This is a genomic window from Stieleria neptunia, from assembly GCF_007754155.1.
Classification (GTDB): domain Bacteria; phylum Planctomycetota; class Planctomycetia; order Pirellulales; family Pirellulaceae; genus Stieleria; species Stieleria neptunia.
Map to the genome: position 1 here is coordinate 4,348,730 of NZ_CP037423.1, position 20,979 is coordinate 4,369,708.

Genomic DNA, 20,979 nt, shown 5'->3' on the forward strand with positions numbered 1-20,979 from the left:
CCGGGACAGAGTGGGGACGTGTGCAAGGCAACCAAGTGAAAACGATGATGCAAATCCAATTCAACAATCGACGTGATCTGGCCAACGATGCCGACCGCTGCGTGAAAGGTTTCACGTTGGTTGAGTTGTTGGTGGTGATGACCGTGATGGTCACGCTCGGTGGAATGCTCACGTACGCGCTTGCGTCCGCGGCGACCGATGCCAGGATCAAGCGAACGCAGGCCGACGTCCTGACGATCGGCCAATTGTTGCAAACCAGAATGAATGAAGTTGCGCTTTCCAAGGTCTCGTTGATCTACGGGACACCCGGCCCGACCCAGGGAGGCGTGGGCGGGCTCGGCAGCACCTCGACAAGTCAGACCGCCAGCGCGGGGTCGTTCGAAGCCGAAGAACGCAGCCGTTTGGTCTTGTTGGCGCGTCGTGATCTGATCCGAATGGTCATGCCGGAATGCCGGGCCGACCTGCTGTATCCGCCGGCGTCGCTGCAGTTTCGCACACGGGTTGCCGGCGGGGGCTGGCAAGCGAACATCGCCCAGATCAGGCCACCGGCGCAATGGAATCGAATGCGGACTTTGGTGGGGTTGGATTCGGCGGCCAGTTTGGACGCCAGGGTGGCCAACAATCCCTGCACCGACCCGACGGTCGATGGGATCGCCGCGGCCTACAACAGCGGTGGGTTTCAATTTCCTTTCAATCAATTCGCCGACGGAGATTCGCTTGCGGATGACCCGGCAAATCCGCTGGACCGGTTCTGGTCACGCACCAACGAATCGGCGGAGTGCTTGTACCTGATCTTGGCGACCACCGAGTTGTTCGGGACCAAGGCGATCGACCGGATTCCGTCCACCAGCATCGGTGATACCGACGGGGACGGGTTTCTTGAAATCCTGGATGCCTGGGGCAATCCCTACGAGATGATTCGCAACCCGGCCGGATTGACTTCCACGGCGATCCGCAATTTTGTTCCCAGCGGTGGCAGTCTACCGCAACAGTATCCATCGGATCCCGACCCGTTCGATTTTCTGTTGAGTGATTTTCGCTACGACGCGGCCAATTATTCGACGACGCCGCCGGCGCCCCAACAGGCCTACCATCCGTATTACTTGCCGCCGGTGGTGATCAGTGCCGGTCAGGACGGAGAGTTCGGGATCAATCGAACGTTCTGGATTGATGAAGACGGACTGCAGCAGGGCGTCAAAGATTTCTACAGCTCGTCCGCGGTGCGAATCGCAACGGATACGCCGTCCCCACGATTCAACATGACGTATCGCTATCCCGATCCGTTTTTCAATGTCTCGATGGCGACGATTACCGGCGGGCATACGTCACACGATTTTACGCTCTCTGGGCCTCTGGGGATTCGAAACGCACGCGAAGGCGGTGGGCTAGGCGGCTCTTTCGACCGCGACACGGCTGGTGATAACATTACGTCGCTTGGTGGAGACCTGTAACATGACGATCAAGACCGAGCACCTACAGAGAAAGGCCGGTGGTTTCACGTTGGTGGAACTGCTGATTGCGATCACGATTGCGTCAGCACTGACCGCGATTGCATTGCCGACGTTGAAAGACAGCATGCGGCAGACCGCGCTCAGTCGTAGCGCATCGCTCGTCAAAGGTGCATTCATCAACGCACGAAGCCAGGCGGTTCGAACCGGTCGTCCGTACGGTCTGGTCATCGAACGTCGACGCCATGACATCGGCGAGGGCAACCCGGCCAACCTCAACTACTTCAGTGCAAACTACGCGACGCGACTGTACTACGTGCAATCGCCGATGGAGTATCGCGGTGACGTCGACAACGCGGTCGCGTATCCGATCATGCACACCACTTCTCCGACTCCGCCGACCAACTCGCCGCTTTATCCGATCCAACCAAAGTTCTTCATCCCGCGTAGCTCGTCGGGGCTGTTGTACGCGCTCGCGTCCGGAGTCAATTCCGCCGCGAAACGTTTGATCCGTCCGGGTGTTCGATTTTCCGTCAACGGTTCCGGCTATGTGTTCGTGCTGGAGACTGCGGTGACCGAGGTCAGCGACAACATTGCGGCACTGGCACCGGTGCTGGCTGCGGGAACGGACGGAACCCTGTTGACGTTCAACTGCCTGACGGTGGCGGCGGACAACAACATGGTGGCGGGCAATTGGCGCGGGGCGTCGAGCGAGTGGGAATTTCCCATGGCGTTGTCGCTGACGCAGCCTTATGAATTCAAGTTCCAAGTCAATCCGATCCGCGCCCCACTGGCGCCGGTCAATCTGGTCGGCCGCACGGTCGTCGACTTGTCGATTTCCGGGCCGTCGACGAATCCGATTGCGTTCAACGCACAAACGATCGTCGATTCCAGTCCGACAACACAGATTCCCAACGTGCAGTCGGATCGAGAGCTGAACGATGTCGTCGTGATGTTCGCCGCCGACGGACGGCTCAACGGTGTTTATTACGACGTGCGAGACGTTCAATCGGGGCTGATTGAGAATTTTGTCCTGACCAGGTTTGACCCCTCGACCACGGTCTCGTTCAACGTCGGTTACGTCGATGGGATTTTGGAAAACATCGACGACGCGGCACGCTACCCGCAAACCGTTCTCGGCACCGACTATCAGGTCACCACCAATGATCCGGTGTTGGCGAACCCTCAGCCACCCCAACCGCTACAGCCGACCAAGGTGCCGAACTTCGCCAATCCCGATTGTGCCTGGGTGAGCGTCCAGCCACTCAGCGGTGCTATCAGCTTAGGCACCGTGGCGACGCAGCCGCCGGTCGCGGTGTTGAACACGTACTACGGGCTCGGTGCCAATCCGACCGCCCGTGGAGTGGTCGGCGCACGCATCCATCAATCACGACGGCTGACTTCCGGGGGGGCTGTGCAATGAGTCATTGCGAACGTGATTTCCTTCGAACCGCTGAAGTCTGTGGAGGTGCTCCCATCGTCCCAAGAAAACGGTCCAACATGTTAAAAGACACACGATCGCTTCGCCGCGGACTTTCCATCATGGAAGTGCTGTTTGCGATCGCGGTGCTGACCATCGGTTTGTTGGGCGTGGCATCGATCTTGCCGGTCGCAACCAACAACGCGGCCAATGCACTGCAGATCGATCGTGCGATCGAAGAGATCAACAATCGCGTCGCAACCGACATGGCGCGGTTGGAGGGTTCGTTCACGGAAGTCATCGTGGCCAACAACTCGCTGCGAGAGTTCAATTCGCCCTCGGGAAGTTTCAGCAACACCAACGCGTTCAACGCGCCGCCGGCCGCCCGTTTCAAGAGCGTCAGCACGTCCGAATTTGGTAGTCACCTTTCGCAATACGACGTGCGTTATGCCGTCAACTCGGGCGGGCCGACTAACCAGGCACATATGCCCGACGCGTTTTGCATCGATCCCTGGTTTATGTGTGCGACGAACAACTTGCGCGACGACACCAATACCACGAACCCCAATCAGCGACGCAACGGATACGACCGAACCGTCTTTCCATGCTATGACCCGCGTTATCATTGCGTCGGCTATTCACCTTCCGAAGCGATCAGTAACTACATCCCCCTGCCCGGATCGGCGGCGAGTTCGACGCTTTGGAATCTGCCCCGCTTCACTCGATTGGCGCTTCCCTTTGACGGTAATTCAGGGTTGCTTTCGGCTGCAGGTGCACGGGCATTGACGCTCCGTAGCGACGAGTTTTCGTTGTTCACGCCGGAGGATCGATCACTGGGGCCGGGGCTGTTCGTGCAACGCAGCGCCAACGCCGCTCACTCGCTGACCCGCAACACGGTCAGTTCGCGATACAGTTCGATTGTTTTGATGTCGCGCAGCAAGCCCGGTAGCAATCTATTTGATGCCGCGGTCGTGACGATGAAAGACCGCCAAGTGGTGACGGTGCCCGGTGGCGGTCCGGCCCTGGCGCATCAATTGGCGCCGTATACGGCCACCGACCCCAGCCTCGTCAATGCTCCTCCGCCGGCGGAAAACGAGTTGCTGTATCCCGGCGAGCAAATGGGTTACGTGTCGTACGTTGACTGGCCGTTCGTCGGCGGCGGCGGCGGCGAATTCAAGTTTCGCACCAGTCGATACGTGTTGCCAAAAATCGGGAACAATGATTGGTTGATGCTGATGCGGCGCGAATACATTACCAACCCGGTGACAGGGGCCGTGGAACCGAAAGGTTTAAAGTTCGCTTGGTACCAGGTTTCCGATGTGACTGGCGAGCCGACATTGGATCCCGACATCAACGGAGTCGTTTCCTACGAGACTCAGGTCTCGGTCCGCGGCCCCGATTGGGTGTTTCATCCGATTCAGGTTCAGGCCTTCGGAACGACCTACGCCGCACCCTATTACGGCGCGCCCTCCCAGCCCAGCTGGGGCAACGCCCCAGTGTTTGATTACGACGCGATGATGGACTCGTCGGCGTCGGATCCGGCGGGATACAAAAAACAAGATTATGGAACGGTGGTGGTGATCATGCCCGACGTGGTCAGTGTGAAACCATTCCAGGTCCAACTTTGATGTGCGACGACCGTACTTCATTCAATCGAGTTGCCCGTCAGACGGCGGGCCGACCCGTTCAATTGGAAATGCAAGAATTGCATTTCGTTCACAAAGCAAGAATGCCAATTCAGCCATTTCGACGGTAATGCGTCGGAAGCCTTTTCTTTTCAACAAGCGATCGCACCGTTGCGTGAGCGTGGAGACAGCCACGTCGTTCAACGGAGACCCGGAATCGCGGGACGAAATTTGATGCCAATGAACCAGCCTATGAACCGACGATTGTCTCAATCAAGCCGATCTCCGCGCCGACCGCGGCGAGGGATTGTCTTGTTGATCGTGTTGGGAATGCTCTCGTTGTTCACCGTCCTGGTGATCAGCTTTATGGTCTTCAGTTCCCAGATGTCGGAGTCGTCGTACTCCAGCCAACAACGACGTCAGCAGGAGTTGTCGCCCGTCGCACCGATCGAGAGTGCGGTCTTGCAGCTGATGATCGGAACCGATGATTCCCGCAGCGCCGCATTCGGCGCCAGTTTGTTGGAAGACTATTACGGCGTCGACGGGCTGCAAATGCGGGTGGCTCATCGTTTGAGTCAGCCATCGCCGGCAATCAATTCAAACCCGGTTCCTCTGAGATCAGGTGGGCAGTTGCTGCTGCCTCTCAACGGCCAACAAGAACCACAGTCGACGTTGTTCAAATTCCCGACGAACTGGGCCCGCTGGCATTACCCGAACCCGGATTTGCCGGGCCAGCAAATCACGGTACCGCCGGCACCAGGCACGGTCACCCCCGTCACGCAACCGTTCCGCGACCGACTGCACATGGACTTGGACGATGCGCTGACGGGACGAATCGTGACCTTCGAGGAAGGCCCCCTGCAGAATCGACCGTTTCGAATCGTCCGGTCGTTCGGGACCGAGAACGGAACACCCGACCAGGGAGCGAGTATCAGCGACAACACGGAATACAGCTTGGCCGGGAACTTGGTGATCGATCTGACCGAGTTCGGTGACGAGGTGATCACGATTGATGGGGTTTCCGAGCGGCTGTTCGTCGTTGCTCAAAATTTTCCGAACCGATTGTTGTACAGCCCCGGACCCGATGGCCAGCCGGGCCGCGCCGGAGTGGATGACGATGGCGTCAACGGTCAAGACGATGCCGGTGAGTTGGGAACACAGAATACCGACGACTACGGCTATCGCTTTGTGGTCAACGGACAGGTGTTCAATGGAGTGGGCCTCAACCCGACGGGCGTGACGGGGGTACGGAAAAAAGATGGAACGGTGATCGATCAGACGGCAAACATCGAGTTCACGCTGAACTCGCGGTTGACCGGTTCGGACTATCAAGGCAGAAACGGATCCGAAGGCGAATACCCAGAGCCGGACGAGGCATGGGACGCGGCCGATATGGAGAACATCTTTCTGGCCTGGCAACCCAGCGATCACCGTCGCGTCGATACCGGATCGCCGTCCTTCGTTCCGATCTACAACGGAATCAATGCCGCCGAACTCAATCGGCAATTGGGACAAAACATCATTCCGTCGTTCCATCGTCCTTCGATCATCAACTACTTGATGAATGCCCCGATTCGGCTCCCCAGCGAGCCGGTGGGCGCGGGGCAAACGTTTGCGCAGATCAAAGCGAATCCCTCGGATCCGAATGCTGCGGCGCGACTCGAGAAACTGATGACCCAGATTCGCCGGGCGACGTTGCGACCGTTGAACTTCCCCCACTTTTATTACAACGCGACCGTCAGTGACCTGAACCGCGACGGCGATCCGTTTGATGGGGCACCAAGCTTTTCGGGATCCAACCCGGCGGCGATCTTGGCACGGCCGATCGACTTGTCGGTGCCGCTGCCAAACATCATCAGCCAGATCGAAGATTTGGCAAAGTGGCTGATCAACGGGCCTTGGGATGTGGACAACGACGGGGATGGGTTGCCCGATAGCGTTTGGGTGGACCTGAGTTTGCCCACCGTGACCGCGCCGGACGGTCTGGTTTTGAAACCGATGGTTGCGGCACTGATCGAAGACTGGGACGGCAAGATCAATGTCAACTATGCCGGCAGCTACAACCAACTGATCAATCGCCGATTCGAGACGGGGCCGGGTAGCTACACCAGCGACGCGGAATACTTTGCCGTCAATCGAGCGCTTGGATCGTTCGGACGGGGCGGAGGACTGGGACCGGCCGAGATCGATTTTTCACACCTGTTTGCGCTCGAGCGACTGCCGATTCGCAGCGGTTTCCTCGGGCCGATCCGCACGAACCAGGTCGGTGCGCCGCTCTCGATCGATCAAGTGTTGTTGACCCGCTACGGCAACCTGTTGAACGTTCGCTACGGAGGCCAACCGTACAACTACGCCAATCCGTATCCCTATTCGGCGCCCAACACCGCACTGGCAAACTTCTTGCATTTCCCGGGTGCGGGAACACGATTCGAACCGCGGGTGTTCACGGTCAGCCCGAATCCGGCGGCTGATCTGTTGTCGCGAATTCCCTTTCCGGGACGGACCTTTGATCACCAGGCTAACTCCGTCGCGGGCCGTCCGATTGACATGGCGGGGTTGATCACGACTCGCAAGGACCCCCGCACCGGGACACAGACCTTCAACCAGCTGGCCACGGGGACGGATATCGGCAACCAACCCTACGAGTTTGGTGCGACTGAGATTCGTGGCGATGATCAACCGTTTTCGACATCCGAGATGATCGATCTTCAAAGCGGTGGAGAACTCAATGGTCGTCTTTCCCAGTTGCTGCGCGACGCCGCCAACCGCAACGAAGCGCTGCGGCGGCTTTTGGTCACCGACAGCCGAAGCGTCGATTCGCCTGAATTACCGGGTGAAGACGGATTTGTGCAGTTCCTGGCCGACAAACTAGGCACCGCCGCGACCAATGCCCAGATGCACCGCATGTTGGCGTTGGAATTGCGGAAAGGGGCCAAGCTGAATCTGAATCGCCAGATCGGTAACGAACAAGATGACAGCGGAGAAGGGATCGGCGATGAAACGGGGGAGGTCGATACGTTCTTGGCGGTTCGTTCGATGACGCCTGTCGTCCGAGAAGCAAACCTGGCCAACAATCGATTCTCTCAGGAAGAAGCGTTCCCGCAAATTGCTGATGGTTTTGCCAGTCAAGCCAACGCGCGGGCGCACTATGGACCCAACACGGTGTACCGACCTTCTACCACCACTCCCGCTGATTTCGACGGGCTGGACACCGACGGGGACGGCGTCTTGGACCAAGGCGACCTCCGCGTCGATCTGGACAACCTGGCGGCTACTCCGCCCGTGCGCGTGAAGATGGCTGATGGTGCCGAATTGCTTGCCAGGCATTTGTATTGCCTGATGTTCGCGCTCATCGCGGACACAGGTTCGGCTACACTCGTGCCAGATTTCCCGTATCCCGGTAACATTGCAACCGAACCTGACGACATCAAGAATCGTTTCGTCGCGCGACGGCTGGCACAGTGGGCGGTCAATGCGGTCGACTATCGCGATGTCGATTCAAAATGCACCCGCTTGCGTTATGATTGGAACCCGTTTGACGCCAATGGATTCGATTTGACGATCGCGGCCAGGAACACGGTCTGGGGCATGGAACGGCCGGAGCTGCAGATCACGGAGACCTTTGCGATCCATGACAAACGATTGAAACGCAATCTGGTCAAGTTGCCCGCCGGAGGCGTTGGCTCGGGCTCTTCGGTCACAGCCGATGGTCAGTACCCACGTGACGATGACAACTCGGATCCGACCGTTGATTCGGACAGCGACATGGATCAGTTTCGCATGCCGCAAGCAAGCGCATTCGTTGAACTGCAATCGCTCGCACCACCCGTCTTGGGCAATGGCGAGACGCAGCCGAGTTTGCCGGGTGACCTGTACACCAACAACGCGCTCGACCTGGGCCGCGTCGTTGGCGCGGGGACACGGCAAAGCCCGGTCTGGAGATTGGCGATCGGCGAATCTGCCGGAAGCAACCCGGACAAGGGGTCTGCATTCAAAAGCACGCGTTGGATGTTCGACGCAGATCGGCTTTACGATTTAGCCGACGCGGGGATCGACACCGCCGACTATCTAACGGCAATCAACACCTGGCCGCCTGCTGTAAACAGCCAAGCCGAAACAGATCGCGACACCTGGAATGAGGTTCTTCGACATGGTGCCGATATTCGGTACAGTCTCCGAGTAGTTAGCGATTCTGCGAGAACGGAATACGTCACCCTGGCCGACGACGATTTCGATCCGATAAACGACGCTGCGGGACCAAATCCGTCACGAATCCAACTGAAACGATTTGTTTGGTTCGCGAACCTTCCTCCGGTCGATTTGGCGGTTGTCACTGACAATCGCAGCGGGATGCGACCGGACAACGTTTACAATCGGCGAAACGCAGTCAATCCCTATCTCTATCCAGGGCAATATGCGGTCGTTGCCCCCAGGGCTGAAACGTACTTTGGTCAAAAGAAGGGGCCCGATCCGACGTCGATGACCTACCAGCCGACGGACCAGGTTCTACGAATTCGCCCTCAGGGAGGCATTGGTTACCGGCTCGATTACCACGCCCTGGGCAACAACACGACGAACCCCAACTCGCCGAGTTATGCGGACGACGAGCCGACCGATGGATACTATGAAGTCGGCGGTATTCTGCCGTTGATCTGCGAGTCCTTTTTCCCGCATCAGACGCTCAACTCCGGCGACCCTCCCTACGCTCCGGGAAGCAATCGTGAGGCATGGCAGCAGTACTTTTCCAACTTCAATGCCGCCGAACAGGTGGACATGGGGTTCAACATCAGCGCCCCGCTGCCGAACGAGGACTTTTACATTCCGCCGACACATCGTATCGCCAACGGTGCCCAGACGACGCCGTCGGGTGCCGCACCGATTCCCTATCCGCTGGTCGACGGCTATCACGATTACGATCAAGAGGCTGAACCACCGGCCGGCAACCCACCGTTTGTCATTGATCCCGCGACAGGAGCTCATCCCGACGTTCCATTGGATCATTTGCCCACCGCTCCGCTGAACACCAACGAATGGTGGGCGGTCGGAACCCATCAAGAAGCCGCCACGGTGTTTGTGCAGCGACTTGCCGATCCGACGTCGCCTTGGCAGCCGATCGACAACCCCTACATCACGGTCGACTTCATGCCAATGGATTTGACCACGTTCAACGGGGAGCATGACGTTCGTGAAACAGTCGACCGGATGCGAGGCGGGGCCGTCGTCACCGATAATTCAGTCGACGACAAATCGGATTGGGACAGTACCAATGCGAATCAGTTTGAACCGCTGGTCCGTTTTGATACGCGTCGCAAGATTCCGAATATCGAATACGATCGCGGGGCAACGGTTTTCTTGCCGCTCAACACGACGCCCAGCACCTTGACCGACTACGAGCGAGTGGTCGTGGCGAAACGCTCCCCGTTGAGCATGACGACCAGCATTCTGCGTCCGACTACGATTTCGGTGGCCGAGAGCACGAACCCGAGTGGATCGTGCTGGCCCTATGAACTCGGTTCGATGTGGCAGGACGATGGCACTTTGGAACCGACTGCGACGGCACTGCGAACCGATTTTGATGCCGAACGCTACACCGGCAATCCGTTCGATTCTCAGCCGTTTGTTCAAACGCTGGGATTCGTCAACCGTGAATATGGCTATCCCGTCCGGAATACGTCTCCGAGAATTTTGGCGGACGATTTCGGCAGTCCGCGGTTCACGATCGGAAGCCCCGACGAAGTGATGCTGACGACGATTCCCTGGATGAATCGCGAGTACCAGTCGTCCTACGGTCTGGCGGATGTTCCTGCGGTTTCGCGGACTTCCCTGCTGGAAACATTCAGTCCGGGGACGGTACGCAATGCCGCGAACCCGGAATACGAGCAACCGGTTCCCTTCAGGCATCTGCTCGGTTTCGATTACAAGTATTCCGAAAACCGCAGCGACGACACGACCGCGCGTCAGGACCTGGGAATTATCGAAGACGCCCCGGATCAATACGAGGATTCACCGGAGGATTTCACGGGGGAACGTGCCGGGTTCGAACAGATCTTTGATTACGTCGATGTCGGGCCCGTCTGGTTTGACAGCCAGCGTTGGTTTGACCCCGGAAAGATTAGATTCCGGCGAGATGTCGAGTTCGACAGCGGTAGCCAGGTGCAGTTGCATCGCATGTTCAATCGCGCCGTGGAAACGTTGCAACCGCCGTACAATTACGTCGGATTGAACCGGACGCCCGGCAAGATCAACGTCAACACGTCGCCGGACTACATTCGCAAAGGACGCGGTTTCGTTGATCCAGACGCGGGCAACACGGACCCGCGGGTGGTGGGACGCGAATTCCTGGACGCCGGGGAGGACCCGGCAAACCCCGACCAGCAGCCGGCCGCGGCGGTTCGAAACGAGATTTACTCGGATCCCTACAACCAACAGCCTGATGGAAACGGGTTTACCAACGCGTTTCGAACTTCAAAGTTGTTCGCCAACGGTTCGGTCTATCGATCGTTCGCGTGGGGCATTTCGACGCCCTATGAGTTGGACACCACGTATGGTTCTCCCGCGACGATGGGCGAGAACAACTTGTTCCAGCAAACGGTGGATTCAGGGTTCGGTCTCAGTTTCAAAGGCTTTATCGAAGCCAGGCGGGGCTATAGCACGACGACGCGTGGTGATGCATTCATCACCGGAACGACGTTCTATGGCAACCCTGACCTTGATTGGCGCTATCCCACGCGGTTTGCCGGAGTGTTCGGACCGGCGCGGGCGGCGGCGACGCCGAGTGTGCAACGATTGATGCGTCGAGAACGTGACCCGAGCGTGATGAACGATCCTGGTGTTCCGCGGCGGACGCACGACATGATGCTGATGCGACCGCATCCAGACCTGGACGAACGAATGTTGACGGCGGCGCAGCGCAATGCGGTGGCAACGGGCGCGGCGGAACCCAATAACTTTGCGTTGGATGTCGAAGCCGCGACCACCGGCGGGTCGGTCACCTTGCCGGCCCTCGGTGGCGCGAACCCGGATATCACCCAGCTTGAAATGCCACTGGTCAATAGCGCACTGTTTGAACGCCCGCAGGCCGAGCTGCACAAGAATTTGCGTGATCTGGATCGCGATTCGTTCTTCCGGAATCAAAACACGGCACGTCTTCAGGGCGTGACGACGAATCACAGTAACGTTTTCCAAATTCGGATGACGCTCGGTTACTTCGTCGTCGACCCGACGACCGGTGCGGTGGGTCGCGAATATGTCAATGAAACCGGCGAGGCCATCCGCAGTCGCGCCAATTATGTCATCGACCGAACCATCCCAATCGGATTCCTGCGAGGGAAAAACATGGGGGCCGAACGCATGATTCTCTACTCCGAAGTCGTGGAGTGAGCGTCCCGTTTGCCGGAGAGGTTTTCGAAATGGAGAGCGTCCCTGAAACGGGACGCTCTGGTCTCCACTACACAGCTGATAACTCATCATGAATGATTCAAACCAAGACCCGCGACGCTTACGGCGCAGCGCGCGCGGATTCACCATCCTCGAAGTGTTGATCGCACTGACGGCCTCGCTGTTGTTGATGCTGGGGCTCGCTCGTGCCTACAAATTGCTCAGCAACAAGATCACCTATCAACAGTCTGAGTTGGACTTGAGTAGCCGGCTCCGCGATGTCGCGTTGCGGTTGCGCGATGAACTCGGACGGGCAACCTGTGACATGACTCCGCCGGCAAAATCGGGGGCCGCGGAAGGCTACTTGGTCTATCACGAAGGGCCGTTTACCGATTCCACCACGATCCTTGGCAGTGTGCCCAATCCGACGCCGCTGGCGGAGAAGTATTTTCCTGATAGCCGGTTCGGTGATTTTGACGACTTCTTGGCATTCACATCGACCGCCAAAGAGGGCGCGCCCTTTGTCGGGTTTATCCCGCGGGCGATCCTGGATGCCAAGCGATACGCCAATCGCCAGTTGGATCCGTCTGAAATCACGATCTACAACAACACGCCGGGATACGGGACTCAGTTGGTTCCGTTTTACTCGGATCTGGCCGAGATCGCGTATTGGGTTTCGCCGCAATGGGAACGAAATTCCGACGGGTCGTTGGTCTATGAAAATCAGGTGCCGGACAGTGGCGGCGCCTTTTCGCTTTATCCCGTCTACCGAGACCGCGACGGCGATTTGCTGCCCGATCGTTTGCAACTGCATCGTCGGGTGCTGCTGATCCGTCCCGACTTGAACATGACTCCCAGTGAGATGAACGCGATCAATCGGTTGGCCAATCCGTCCAGCGGCGTGCCCGCGACAACGTCAGGCACACGCAACGTGGCGACGATCCCATTCCTGGTTCCCAACGGGACGGGCGTGGAGATTGTTCCGATCGCCAACGAAGGCGGCACGAACCAGGCCATCTTTCCCAATAACACCTCCCTCAGTGCTCCGGGGCTGTGGTCCGCCGGGGCTGCCAACGCCTCGCCGAATTGGTTGACCGGAATCGCCCGGCTTCAGCAAGCCATGGACCTGTCGATCAGTCGTGTTTCGGATCGCTGGAGTGCGCCGGCGACGACGGTCTCGCCGGGGATTCCTCCGACCTATGGGATGCCGACCGCCGTCCTGAAAGCCAACTCCCTGAGCGAGTTGTCCAACCCGGAGAACCGGTTTGCCCATGTTCGGATTCCACAGTCACTGATCTCCGGCACCGAGGGTTCGTCCATGCCCCAGATCGCCCTCTGTCCGCCCCATCCGTATTTGCTCGCACGGTATTCTTCGCCGCCGGTTTTGCCGGATGCGAATGATCCGCTGATGGCCGCGGGGACGACGCCCACAACGTTTCCGGCCCAGGCCCATCACGTCGTCGGAACGGCGCCCGGTGACGCGCCGTACCTGGATACCTACGGCCGTTTTACGATGACGACCTTTGTCCGCCCGGAATTTGGTTTGGCCGATCGCGTCAGCGATGTTGGCGCCGGGGGAACGTCTGTGGCGCTCGTCAATCGAGGCGGATCCGACGTCATCGCAAAAGACCTGGTCGGTTTTGACATTCAGATTTTTGACCCTTCGGCGCCCCGTTTCATTTGGCGGGGACCCGATGGCGTTCCCGGCAGTATCGGAAATGATGACGGATTGAGCGTCGGTGGCGTCGCGTCGGAGACGGCCGAAGAACTGGGCTGGCCCGGTTCGGATGATGAAGTCGTCACGGTGAACGATCCGCGAATCGACGAAGTCCTCGTCGACAATGGCAATCGGTCCCCAACCGACTGGTACCAAACGCCCGCGACCGTTTTTGATGTCGTCGACCGCGGAGACTTTGTGGACCTCGGCTACACGCGTTTGGCGGGCGGTCCGATGCGCGGATTGGTTCAGTATGATGAATCCGCAACCGTCATCGCTCAGCCGCCAACGCCGACGTCGATCGATCCACGCTACGAGGACTTTGCGAGCCCCTACAGCGGATTGGAATACAGCGGCAGCCCCAGCGTCCGGTATGGAGCTCCACCGACGGCTTACTACTCGTTCTTTCCGAAATCGTGGGAGCAGAGTGGTCGCTTCATCATCTCAAGTGCCGGCGGTTCCAACACGCTCTCGTCGTTCTATCAACCCGTTTATGACACATGGACTGACGGATACGCGGCCGATGGGATGGACCAGGAAGGACGGTTTGCGGCAGCTCAGTTTGGCGCCGTGCCGACCTATCAATTCGCCTTTGCAGTCGCCGGAGCGACACCCGGCGTTCCGGGATACTTGGAAAGCCGCGTTGCCCAAGACAACTCCGGGACCGTGTCAAACATTCAGCGGCCGGTGAGTGTCCGCCGTTGGAGTTCGTTTGACGGATCGATTGGTAACCAAGGGGAGTTCACCGACCAGAACGCCGGGAACGAACAGATTCCCGAGAACCTGTCGACGACCCCGATTGAGCTCAGTCCACCCATTCGTGATCCGCTGCGGGCGATCAAGATCAGCATCCGAATCAATGACTTCAGTGCCGAGACGATTCGTCAGCAGACGGTGATTCAGGAGTTTTGATTCGTCGTGATGGTGATTCGTCTGTTGATCGTTGGGATGCTGCTCGGTGGTGTGATCGCGCGGTTGGTGATGCTCAACCACACCCGTCAGTTCACCCCGCCGACTGCGGGGCTGGACCGCGCGGACCTCAAGCGTGCGGTCTCCCGGGGCGACATCGACAGCCAGCCGTATTGCTTTGCGGATGACGTTGCGATCTTGCTGACCGTCGGCCGGGACGGACAACCCGGCCAAGCCGACTACGACGACAACCTGGACGGCATCGTCGATGATCGACGGGAAACCGGTGCCGTCGGCAGCGATGATGAATGCCTGGGACCGGCCGATTCGGGCTACCAAGCTGCACTCGACCTACCCGGCACCCTGGCGATCTCCAAAGGCGGGTTTGTGCCGTGTGATGTGGAAGCAAATCCGCCGCGGGCTTTGACGGCGAAGTGGGGGTGGTTTGTGGTGGGGAAAGAAGTGGCAGAATGATTCGGGGCAGAATGATAATCTCGTATCCCAGCACGTGGCGTCAGCCAGTGGCTCGTGTTCGGATTACGGCATTCACTCGCCGCTCGCTTACGCGTCCCGCTGGGATTGTATGCCAGCCCAGTGGCGTGTGACCGCGCCTCGTTACGGGGCTCCTGCCTCGTAACGAGATTCGTTTGAGGCTCCTGCCTCGCGATCGATCGCGCGTGTGACGGAGGCGGAGCCTCCGGGACAGTGCGTTCCCAGGCGGAGCCCGGGAACGAGGGTGAAAACCTGAAACCTGAAACTCTTCGAACTCTTATGAAAAGTCTTTCAAAACCAGCCCACTGGTGATCCGGCTGGATTCGTAGATCACCGGCAGTCCGCTGCCCGGATGGGTGCCTCCGCCGACCAGGTAGACGCTGCCCAAGTCTTCGAATCGGTTTCGCGGACGGTTGTGTAGCATCTGGCCCAGGTTGTGCGCCAGGTTGAACGTCGCGCCTTTGTGGATCGCGTAGTCTTCGTGCCAGCCTTGGGGCGTGATCATGTGCTCGGTTCGAATCCGGCTGCGCACATCCCCCAAACCGATCGCGGCCATTCGATCCAGCGTCAGTTCTCGAAACGCCGGCGCCTCGGTCGCCCAGTCGATCGATCCGGTCTGATGTGTCACCGGCACCAACACGTACAGCGTGCTGTGACCGGCGGGCGCCAACGAGGGGTCGGTGACGCAGGCGTTTTGAACATAGAACGAAGGGTCTTGGCTGAGCGTGTGTGTCTGCTCGATCTCGCGAAGATTGTTTTCATAGTCTTCGCTGATGTGGATGCTGTGGTGCGGCAGATCTTCGTACAAGCCTTCGATTCCCAGGTACAACATGAACGTGCTGCAGGAGAACCGTTTCTTGGCGATCGCCTCGTCGGTCCATCGCTTGCGTTTCTCGTTGGGCACGGTGCGGGTGATCCAGTCGGCAAAGTCGGCGTTGACCACAAACGCGTCGGCCGCATAGTTGCCTTGATCGGTCGTCAGCGATCGGACGTGCCGGCCTTCCATTTCCACGCTGCGAACCGGTTCCTCGTAACGGAATTTGACGCCCAGTTCTTCCGCGATCTCCGCCATCCGTTCGCTGACCCGGCTGCAACCGCCGATCGGATGCCAGACGCCGTGCTCGTATTCCAGAAACGACAGGATGCTGAACAGGCTGGGGCAATTGAACGGCGACATGCCCAGGTACTTCGATTGGAACGCGAACGCGATGACCAGTCGGGGATCGGAAAAGTACCGCTGCAACTCTTGGCCGAGCGATCGAAACGGGTGCAGATGCTTGGCGGCGCCCAGTAGCGACGGCCGCATCAGGTCGGCGATCGATGAGAACGGCGACTCGAGGATCGGGCGGAATTTTTCCAGCTTGACCCGGTTGTCGTCCATGTAGCGGGCCAGCGATCCGACGTCGCCCGGCGACAATTCGGCGATCTGACGGTCCATCTCCGTCAGGTCCGGGGTGCAATCGAGTTGTCCGCCGCCGCCGAAGGTCAGCCGGTACTGCGGATCCAACCGCTCCATCGGCACTTCCTTCATCAGGTCGTAGCCGCAGCCGGCGAAGATTTCTTTCAGCACGCGGGGATACAAAAAGAACGTCGGGCCGCAATCGAATCGATAGCCGTCGGTTTCGATGGCCGACGTTCGACCGCCGGGACGATCGCGGCGTTCCAACACCGTGACGTCACAACCGGCGTGGGCCAGTTGCATCGCAGCGGCCAATCCGCCCGGGCCGGCACCGACCACGACCACCTTTCGATTTGACACAGACGTTGTTCCTTGGACGCGTGGGATAGGCTTCTAGCCTGTCAATCTGATGTGTCAGTGCCGTACCCGACAGGCTGGAAGCCTATCCCACTTACACAGGTCGCTAATAAGTTCCCTTCTGGATTCCAGCTTCGATCTGGCGGCGGACGAGGGTGTCGATGCCGACGTCGTCCTTGGGCGTCGGCGCGATCTCGCCACGATCGGCCGAGGTTCGAGCCCGTTGGACGACTTCGCGGACCGCATCGACGGTTAACGGTTCGACCAACTGAGCCTCCTCGTTGCCGGGATCGGACTGGAGCACCGGTGTTAGGATATGAACGAAGTCAATGGTGGTGATCTTGTCTCGTTCCACGCCTTTGCGCAAGCGGTCGAATTGCAGGGAATCGTCGGCCGTGAACTGATCGGGATGATCGTCGACGAATTTCTCGATCGCTCGGATCTGTCCCCATTGCAGCACCGGCAACCGGGTCATCCGTTGCATCACCCCGGAGGCTTGCCAGCCTTCCAGTCGGCCGCGTTCCAGTTCGTCGGCAAAGGTGTGGAGCAATTTGACCGTCGCCGCCTTCTCCTCCGGTTCGAGCAAACTTTGCTCCACCGCGGGAATGAAACTGCCGCGCATCGAACGCAGCGCCAATTCGTCTTGTTTGTCGAAAATCAGCCAGGTCATCACCCCGCAGGTCAGGAACCCGAGGATGCCCATCAAGACCATCGACGCCAGGATCGCAGGCATGCAGCCCGGGCCTTCGTCACCTGGGGCGTCGGAGGTGTCTTGGGGGACGTCAGCGGTCATGGGCTGGTTGGGTTAGCAGAGGGGAGGGGGAGAATGATGGGGGCAAGACGATGGGGGCAAGACGATGGGGACAGAATGATGGGGGCAGAATGATGGGGGCAGAATGATGGGGGCAGAATGATGGGGTGGCAGTTGGTGTGCAGGCTTTAGCCGCCCGGTCTTGCTGCTTTGCAGCGCGTGGGGGATGCGTCTGAAGGGACCGTCCAGCATAGAAACGATGCGAAACGCGACGAATCCTAGCGATCTCGTCGAATGAGTGTGATGTGTTCAGCAGACCGTTGTACGACGTCCTTTCTAGGTCGTCGCCGGGAGTCCAGCGGACGACGGCCCGGAAGGGCCATCGTACTCGAAAAACCGGTCGACCTAAGCTGGACGGTCTCTAAAGGCTGGACACCAACGGGGGCTGGTGTCCAGGCGGTTCTCAGCCGTTAAACGTCCGGGAATTCGATTTTGATGACTTTCAGCGTCATCATGCCGGCGGGGACTTCGATCTTGGCAATTTCCCCGACCTTTTTCCCGATCAGTCCTTTGCCGATCGGGCTGGTGACCAGGATTTTGCCGGACTTGTAGTCGTCTTCGCCGGCGCCGACGAAGGTGAATTCTTCTTCCATGCCGTCGTCTTGGTCTTCGACCGTGACGGTGCAGCCGAAGACGACTTCGTCGCGGGGCAATTCCGACATGTCGACGATCGTGGCCCGGGCCAGTTTGTCTTTGAGCAGGTTGATCCGAGCTTGGACCTTGCCTTGATTCTCACGCTGGGCGTGGTATTCCGCGTTTTCCTTCAAGTCGCCTTCTTCGCGCGCCAACGCGATTTTGTCGGCGATCTCGGGCATCACGTCACGATCAAGGTGCTCGATTTCGGCTTTGATCTTGTTGTATCCCTCTCGGGTCATCGGCACCGATTCAACCATCACACTCTCCAAGGGTCACTGTAAAAAAGAAACCTTCCCCACCCAGACGGCGGGAAAGGCTTCGTTGCTTGATTCGGTAGTTTTGCCGCTTTCTGCGTTAATGTAAAGGTCTTTAGCGCGTCAGGTCCGGGTCGATCGTCTTGGGCGACTCGTCGGATTCGAACGGCAGGCTGATGTCCTCGTCCAGCCAGCGGCCCAAATCGATCAGTCGACAGCGTGCGCAGCAGAACGGCGGGGCCTCGGTTTCGTCCATCCGAAAGCGTTTTCCGCAGGTCGGACACTTCGATTTGTCTCGGGGTTCGTTCGGCATGGATTGCGGTTGGAGTGGGGAATGCGGGAGGTGATGCAAAGCGGCCAGTCGATTAAAAACCGCAAGCGTCATCGAATCAACCTTAAACGCGTCGTCGGCGGGGGCGATCGAGTGCCAGCTTGGCAGGGCGGAATCCGCCGTGACACTCTATTGATGCCAGTGTGACGGCTGAATGTCAAGATAGTGAATCTTGCGACGCCCGCCGAGGTTTGGTATCCGATTTGCATCCTCGTGCGACCCGCGCCCGGTTCGGTCGGTGTTGGCAAAGACGGCTGGCAAAGACGGTTGTTGCGGGCAGACTGGTCTTGCGGGCCAGTGCACTGGTCTTGTCAGATTCCGCCAAGATGCGAACACTAAGCGGTCCTTACAAGGCCGATGGATCATTGTTCGGTTTGGTCTCGATGCGATTTCGTTGCTTTTAACTCCCAAAGACACTTTATGGATTCACCGTTAACGCACCCGCTTGCCGCGAGCCAGCTCTCCGGTAGCCAGATTTCCGGTAGCCACGCCTACCAGAGTTACCAACGCCAGCGGCAACTGACGCTGGGGGATTTGCTGCTGGAAAATCGCATCGTCTTCTTGCAAGGCGAGATCCACTACGGCAACGCCAACGAGTTGGTGATGAAGTTGCTGTATTTGCAGAGCGAAAACCGCCGCAAAGACATTCATTTCTACATCAACTCGCCCGGCGGAAGCGTCACCGCGACGCTGGCGATTTACGACACGATGCAGATCCTGTCGTGCCCCGTCGCGACGTACTGCGTCGGCGAAGCCTGCAGCGGGGCGGCCGTCTTGTTGGTCGGCGGCAGCAAGGGCAAACGGTACTGTCTGCCCAACAGCCGTGTGATGATGCACCAACCGATGGGCGGCGTCGGCGGACAGGTCAGTGACATCGAAATCCAAGCGGCCGAGATGTTCCGCTATCGCGATGTGCTGAACCAGATCATCGCCAACCATTCGGGACAAGCGGTCGATAAAATCGCCCAAGACACCGATCGCGATTTCTTCCTGGGGGCCAACGAGGCCAAAGAGTACGGATTGGTCGACGATATCCTGACCAAGCCGCCGGCCGAAGACGAAGACGAAGACGCCAGCTGATCCGTCACCCGTTTCGTTTTCCCCTCTCCAGTCAAACTAACCAAGAATACCGATATGCCACTGATCCCCTACGTCGTTGAAAAGAGCGGACGCGAAGAACGCACTTACGACATCTATAGCCGACTGCTGAAAGACCGAATCATCTTTCTCGGTCAACAAGTCGATGACCAGATTTCCAACTCGCTGGTCGCCCAAATGCTGTTCTTGATGAGCGACGATCCCAAGGCGGACATCCACCTGTACATCAACAGCCCCGGCGGAAGCATCACCGCGGGGATGGCGATCTACGACACCATGCAATTCGTCTCCTGTGACGTCGCCACGTATTGCATCGGACAAGCCGCCTCGATGGGCGCCGTGCTGTTGACCGCCGGAGCCGCCGGTAAACGCTACGCACTGCCCAACGCCCGGATCATGATTCACCAACCGCTCGCCGGCATGCAAGGCACCGCCCGCGAAGTCGAGATCCACGTCGAAGAACTGCGGCGGATCAAGAAACGCATGAACGAAATCATGATCGATCACACCGGTCACTCGCTGGAAAAAATTGAAACGGACACCGATCGTGACCGCTTCATGAGCGCCGAAGAGTCCTGTGAGTACGGCTTGATCGACAAGGTCGTCAAACGCGCCGGCGAAGCGTAACCGGACGAACCGTTTTGTGTGGGAGAGGCTTCCAGCCTGTCAATCCAGCGTCGACAGGCCGGAAAGCTTCGCTTTACCCACATCTTTACGGGCCCAATCCGCTTGCGGAGCGGGTTTTACCCCGAGAGGGCAATGCTGAGAAGCATTTTTTAGCGGCAGGGCGCGAGCGGGCTGTCGTTTCTGTCGGGATCTGCTGAGTCAATGGTGAGCCGTTGGCCGTAAGGCCCCGGGCAGCGTCGCAGTGCCCGGCCGCTTACGCGTCGCGGCTCACAAAATCGACAGCCCGCGAGCCCTTCGGTGTGTTGGCAAAAGAGGAAGAACCGGAGGGCTCGCGCCCTGCCGCTAAAACCTCACGAAACACATGGGGAAAAGGCTTCACAACGTTGCCGCGAGGGGGTGTCGCATGTAGCCGGTGGTCGCCTTAACGCGCCACCGGAATCCCTGCCCTCAAATGAATGGCCCTCGAATGAATGGACCT

12 protein-coding genes are annotated in these 20,979 nt (G+C 58.7%); 8 read left to right on the forward strand and 4 right to left on the reverse strand.

Annotated features, from left to right (window positions below):
- Nucleotides 1-44: 44 nt before the first annotated feature.
- The 6 genes from Enr13x_RS15095 (at nucleotide 45) to Enr13x_RS15120 (ending at nucleotide 14,970) form a co-directional block, all read left to right on the forward strand.
- Entirely contained in the window at nucleotides 45-1,451 is a 1,407-nt protein-coding gene (locus Enr13x_RS15095; protein WP_145387390.1) for a type II secretion system protein, read from the forward strand.
- 1 nt (nucleotide 1,452) lies between these two features.
- On the forward strand, nucleotides 1,453-2,871 hold the full coding sequence (locus Enr13x_RS15100; RefSeq protein ID WP_145387392.1) for a pilus assembly FimT family protein: 1,419 nt from the start codon (nucleotides 1,453-1,455) through the stop codon (nucleotides 2,869-2,871).
- 77 nt (nucleotides 2,872-2,948) lie between these two features.
- Nucleotides 2,949-4,496 carry a type IV pilus modification PilV family protein gene (locus Enr13x_RS15105; protein WP_145387394.1) on the forward strand — a complete coding sequence of 516 codons (1,548 nt, stop codon included), beginning with the start codon at nucleotides 2,949-2,951 and terminating at the stop codon, nucleotides 4,494-4,496.
- A gap of 249 nt (nucleotides 4,497-4,745) precedes the next feature.
- Nucleotides 4,746-11,873: a hypothetical protein gene (locus tag Enr13x_RS15110; protein ID WP_231744309.1), complete on the forward strand. Its 7,128-nt coding sequence runs from the start codon at nucleotides 4,746-4,748 to the stop codon at nucleotides 11,871-11,873.
- Between the two features lie 88 nt (nucleotides 11,874-11,961).
- On the forward strand, nucleotides 11,962-14,499 hold the full coding sequence (locus Enr13x_RS15115) for a PulJ/GspJ family protein (RefSeq protein ID WP_145387398.1): 2,538 nt from the start codon (nucleotides 11,962-11,964) through the stop codon (nucleotides 14,497-14,499).
- Between the two features lie 6 nt (nucleotides 14,500-14,505).
- On the forward strand, nucleotides 14,506-14,970 hold the full coding sequence (locus tag Enr13x_RS15120; protein WP_145387400.1) for a hypothetical protein: 465 nt from the start codon (nucleotides 14,506-14,508) through the stop codon (nucleotides 14,968-14,970).
- A 295-nt stretch (nucleotides 14,971-15,265) separates the two neighbouring features.
- Here Enr13x_RS15120 and Enr13x_RS15125 read toward each other — a convergent pair whose 3' ends face one another.
- From Enr13x_RS15125 to yacG, 4 genes are all read right to left on the reverse strand, one after another.
- Complete coding sequence (locus Enr13x_RS15125) at nucleotides 15,266-16,747, reverse strand: phytoene desaturase (RefSeq protein ID WP_145387402.1); 1,482 nt, start codon at nucleotides 16,745-16,747, stop codon at nucleotides 15,266-15,268.
- A gap of 103 nt (nucleotides 16,748-16,850) precedes the next feature.
- Nucleotides 16,851-17,537: a hypothetical protein gene (locus tag Enr13x_RS15130; RefSeq protein ID WP_145387404.1), complete on the reverse strand. Its 687-nt coding sequence runs from the start codon at nucleotides 17,535-17,537 to the stop codon at nucleotides 16,851-16,853.
- Nucleotides 17,538-17,965: 428 nt separating this feature from the next.
- Nucleotides 17,966-18,448 carry a transcription elongation factor GreA gene (gene greA / locus Enr13x_RS15135; RefSeq protein WP_145387405.1) on the reverse strand — a complete coding sequence of 161 codons (483 nt, stop codon included), beginning with the start codon at nucleotides 18,446-18,448 and terminating at the stop codon, nucleotides 17,966-17,968.
- A 112-nt stretch (nucleotides 18,449-18,560) separates the two neighbouring features.
- Nucleotides 18,561-18,758 (reverse strand): DNA gyrase inhibitor YacG, encoded by a 198-nt coding sequence (gene yacG / locus Enr13x_RS15140; RefSeq protein WP_145387407.1) that lies wholly within the window; start codon nucleotides 18,756-18,758, stop codon nucleotides 18,561-18,563.
- Between the two features lie 438 nt (nucleotides 18,759-19,196).
- Between yacG and Enr13x_RS15145 the strand changes: the two genes are divergently transcribed.
- The gene (locus tag Enr13x_RS15145) at nucleotides 19,197-19,856 is read left to right on the forward strand and encodes a ClpP family protease (protein WP_145387409.1); all 660 of its coding nucleotides are present in this window, start codon (nucleotides 19,197-19,199) and stop codon (nucleotides 19,854-19,856) included.
- A 54-nt stretch (nucleotides 19,857-19,910) separates the two neighbouring features.
- The gene (gene clpP, locus Enr13x_RS15150) at nucleotides 19,911-20,501 is read left to right on the forward strand and encodes an ATP-dependent Clp endopeptidase proteolytic subunit ClpP (protein ID WP_145387411.1); all 591 of its coding nucleotides are present in this window, start codon (nucleotides 19,911-19,913) and stop codon (nucleotides 20,499-20,501) included.
- The last annotated feature ends 478 nt before the right edge of the window (nucleotides 20,502-20,979 follow it).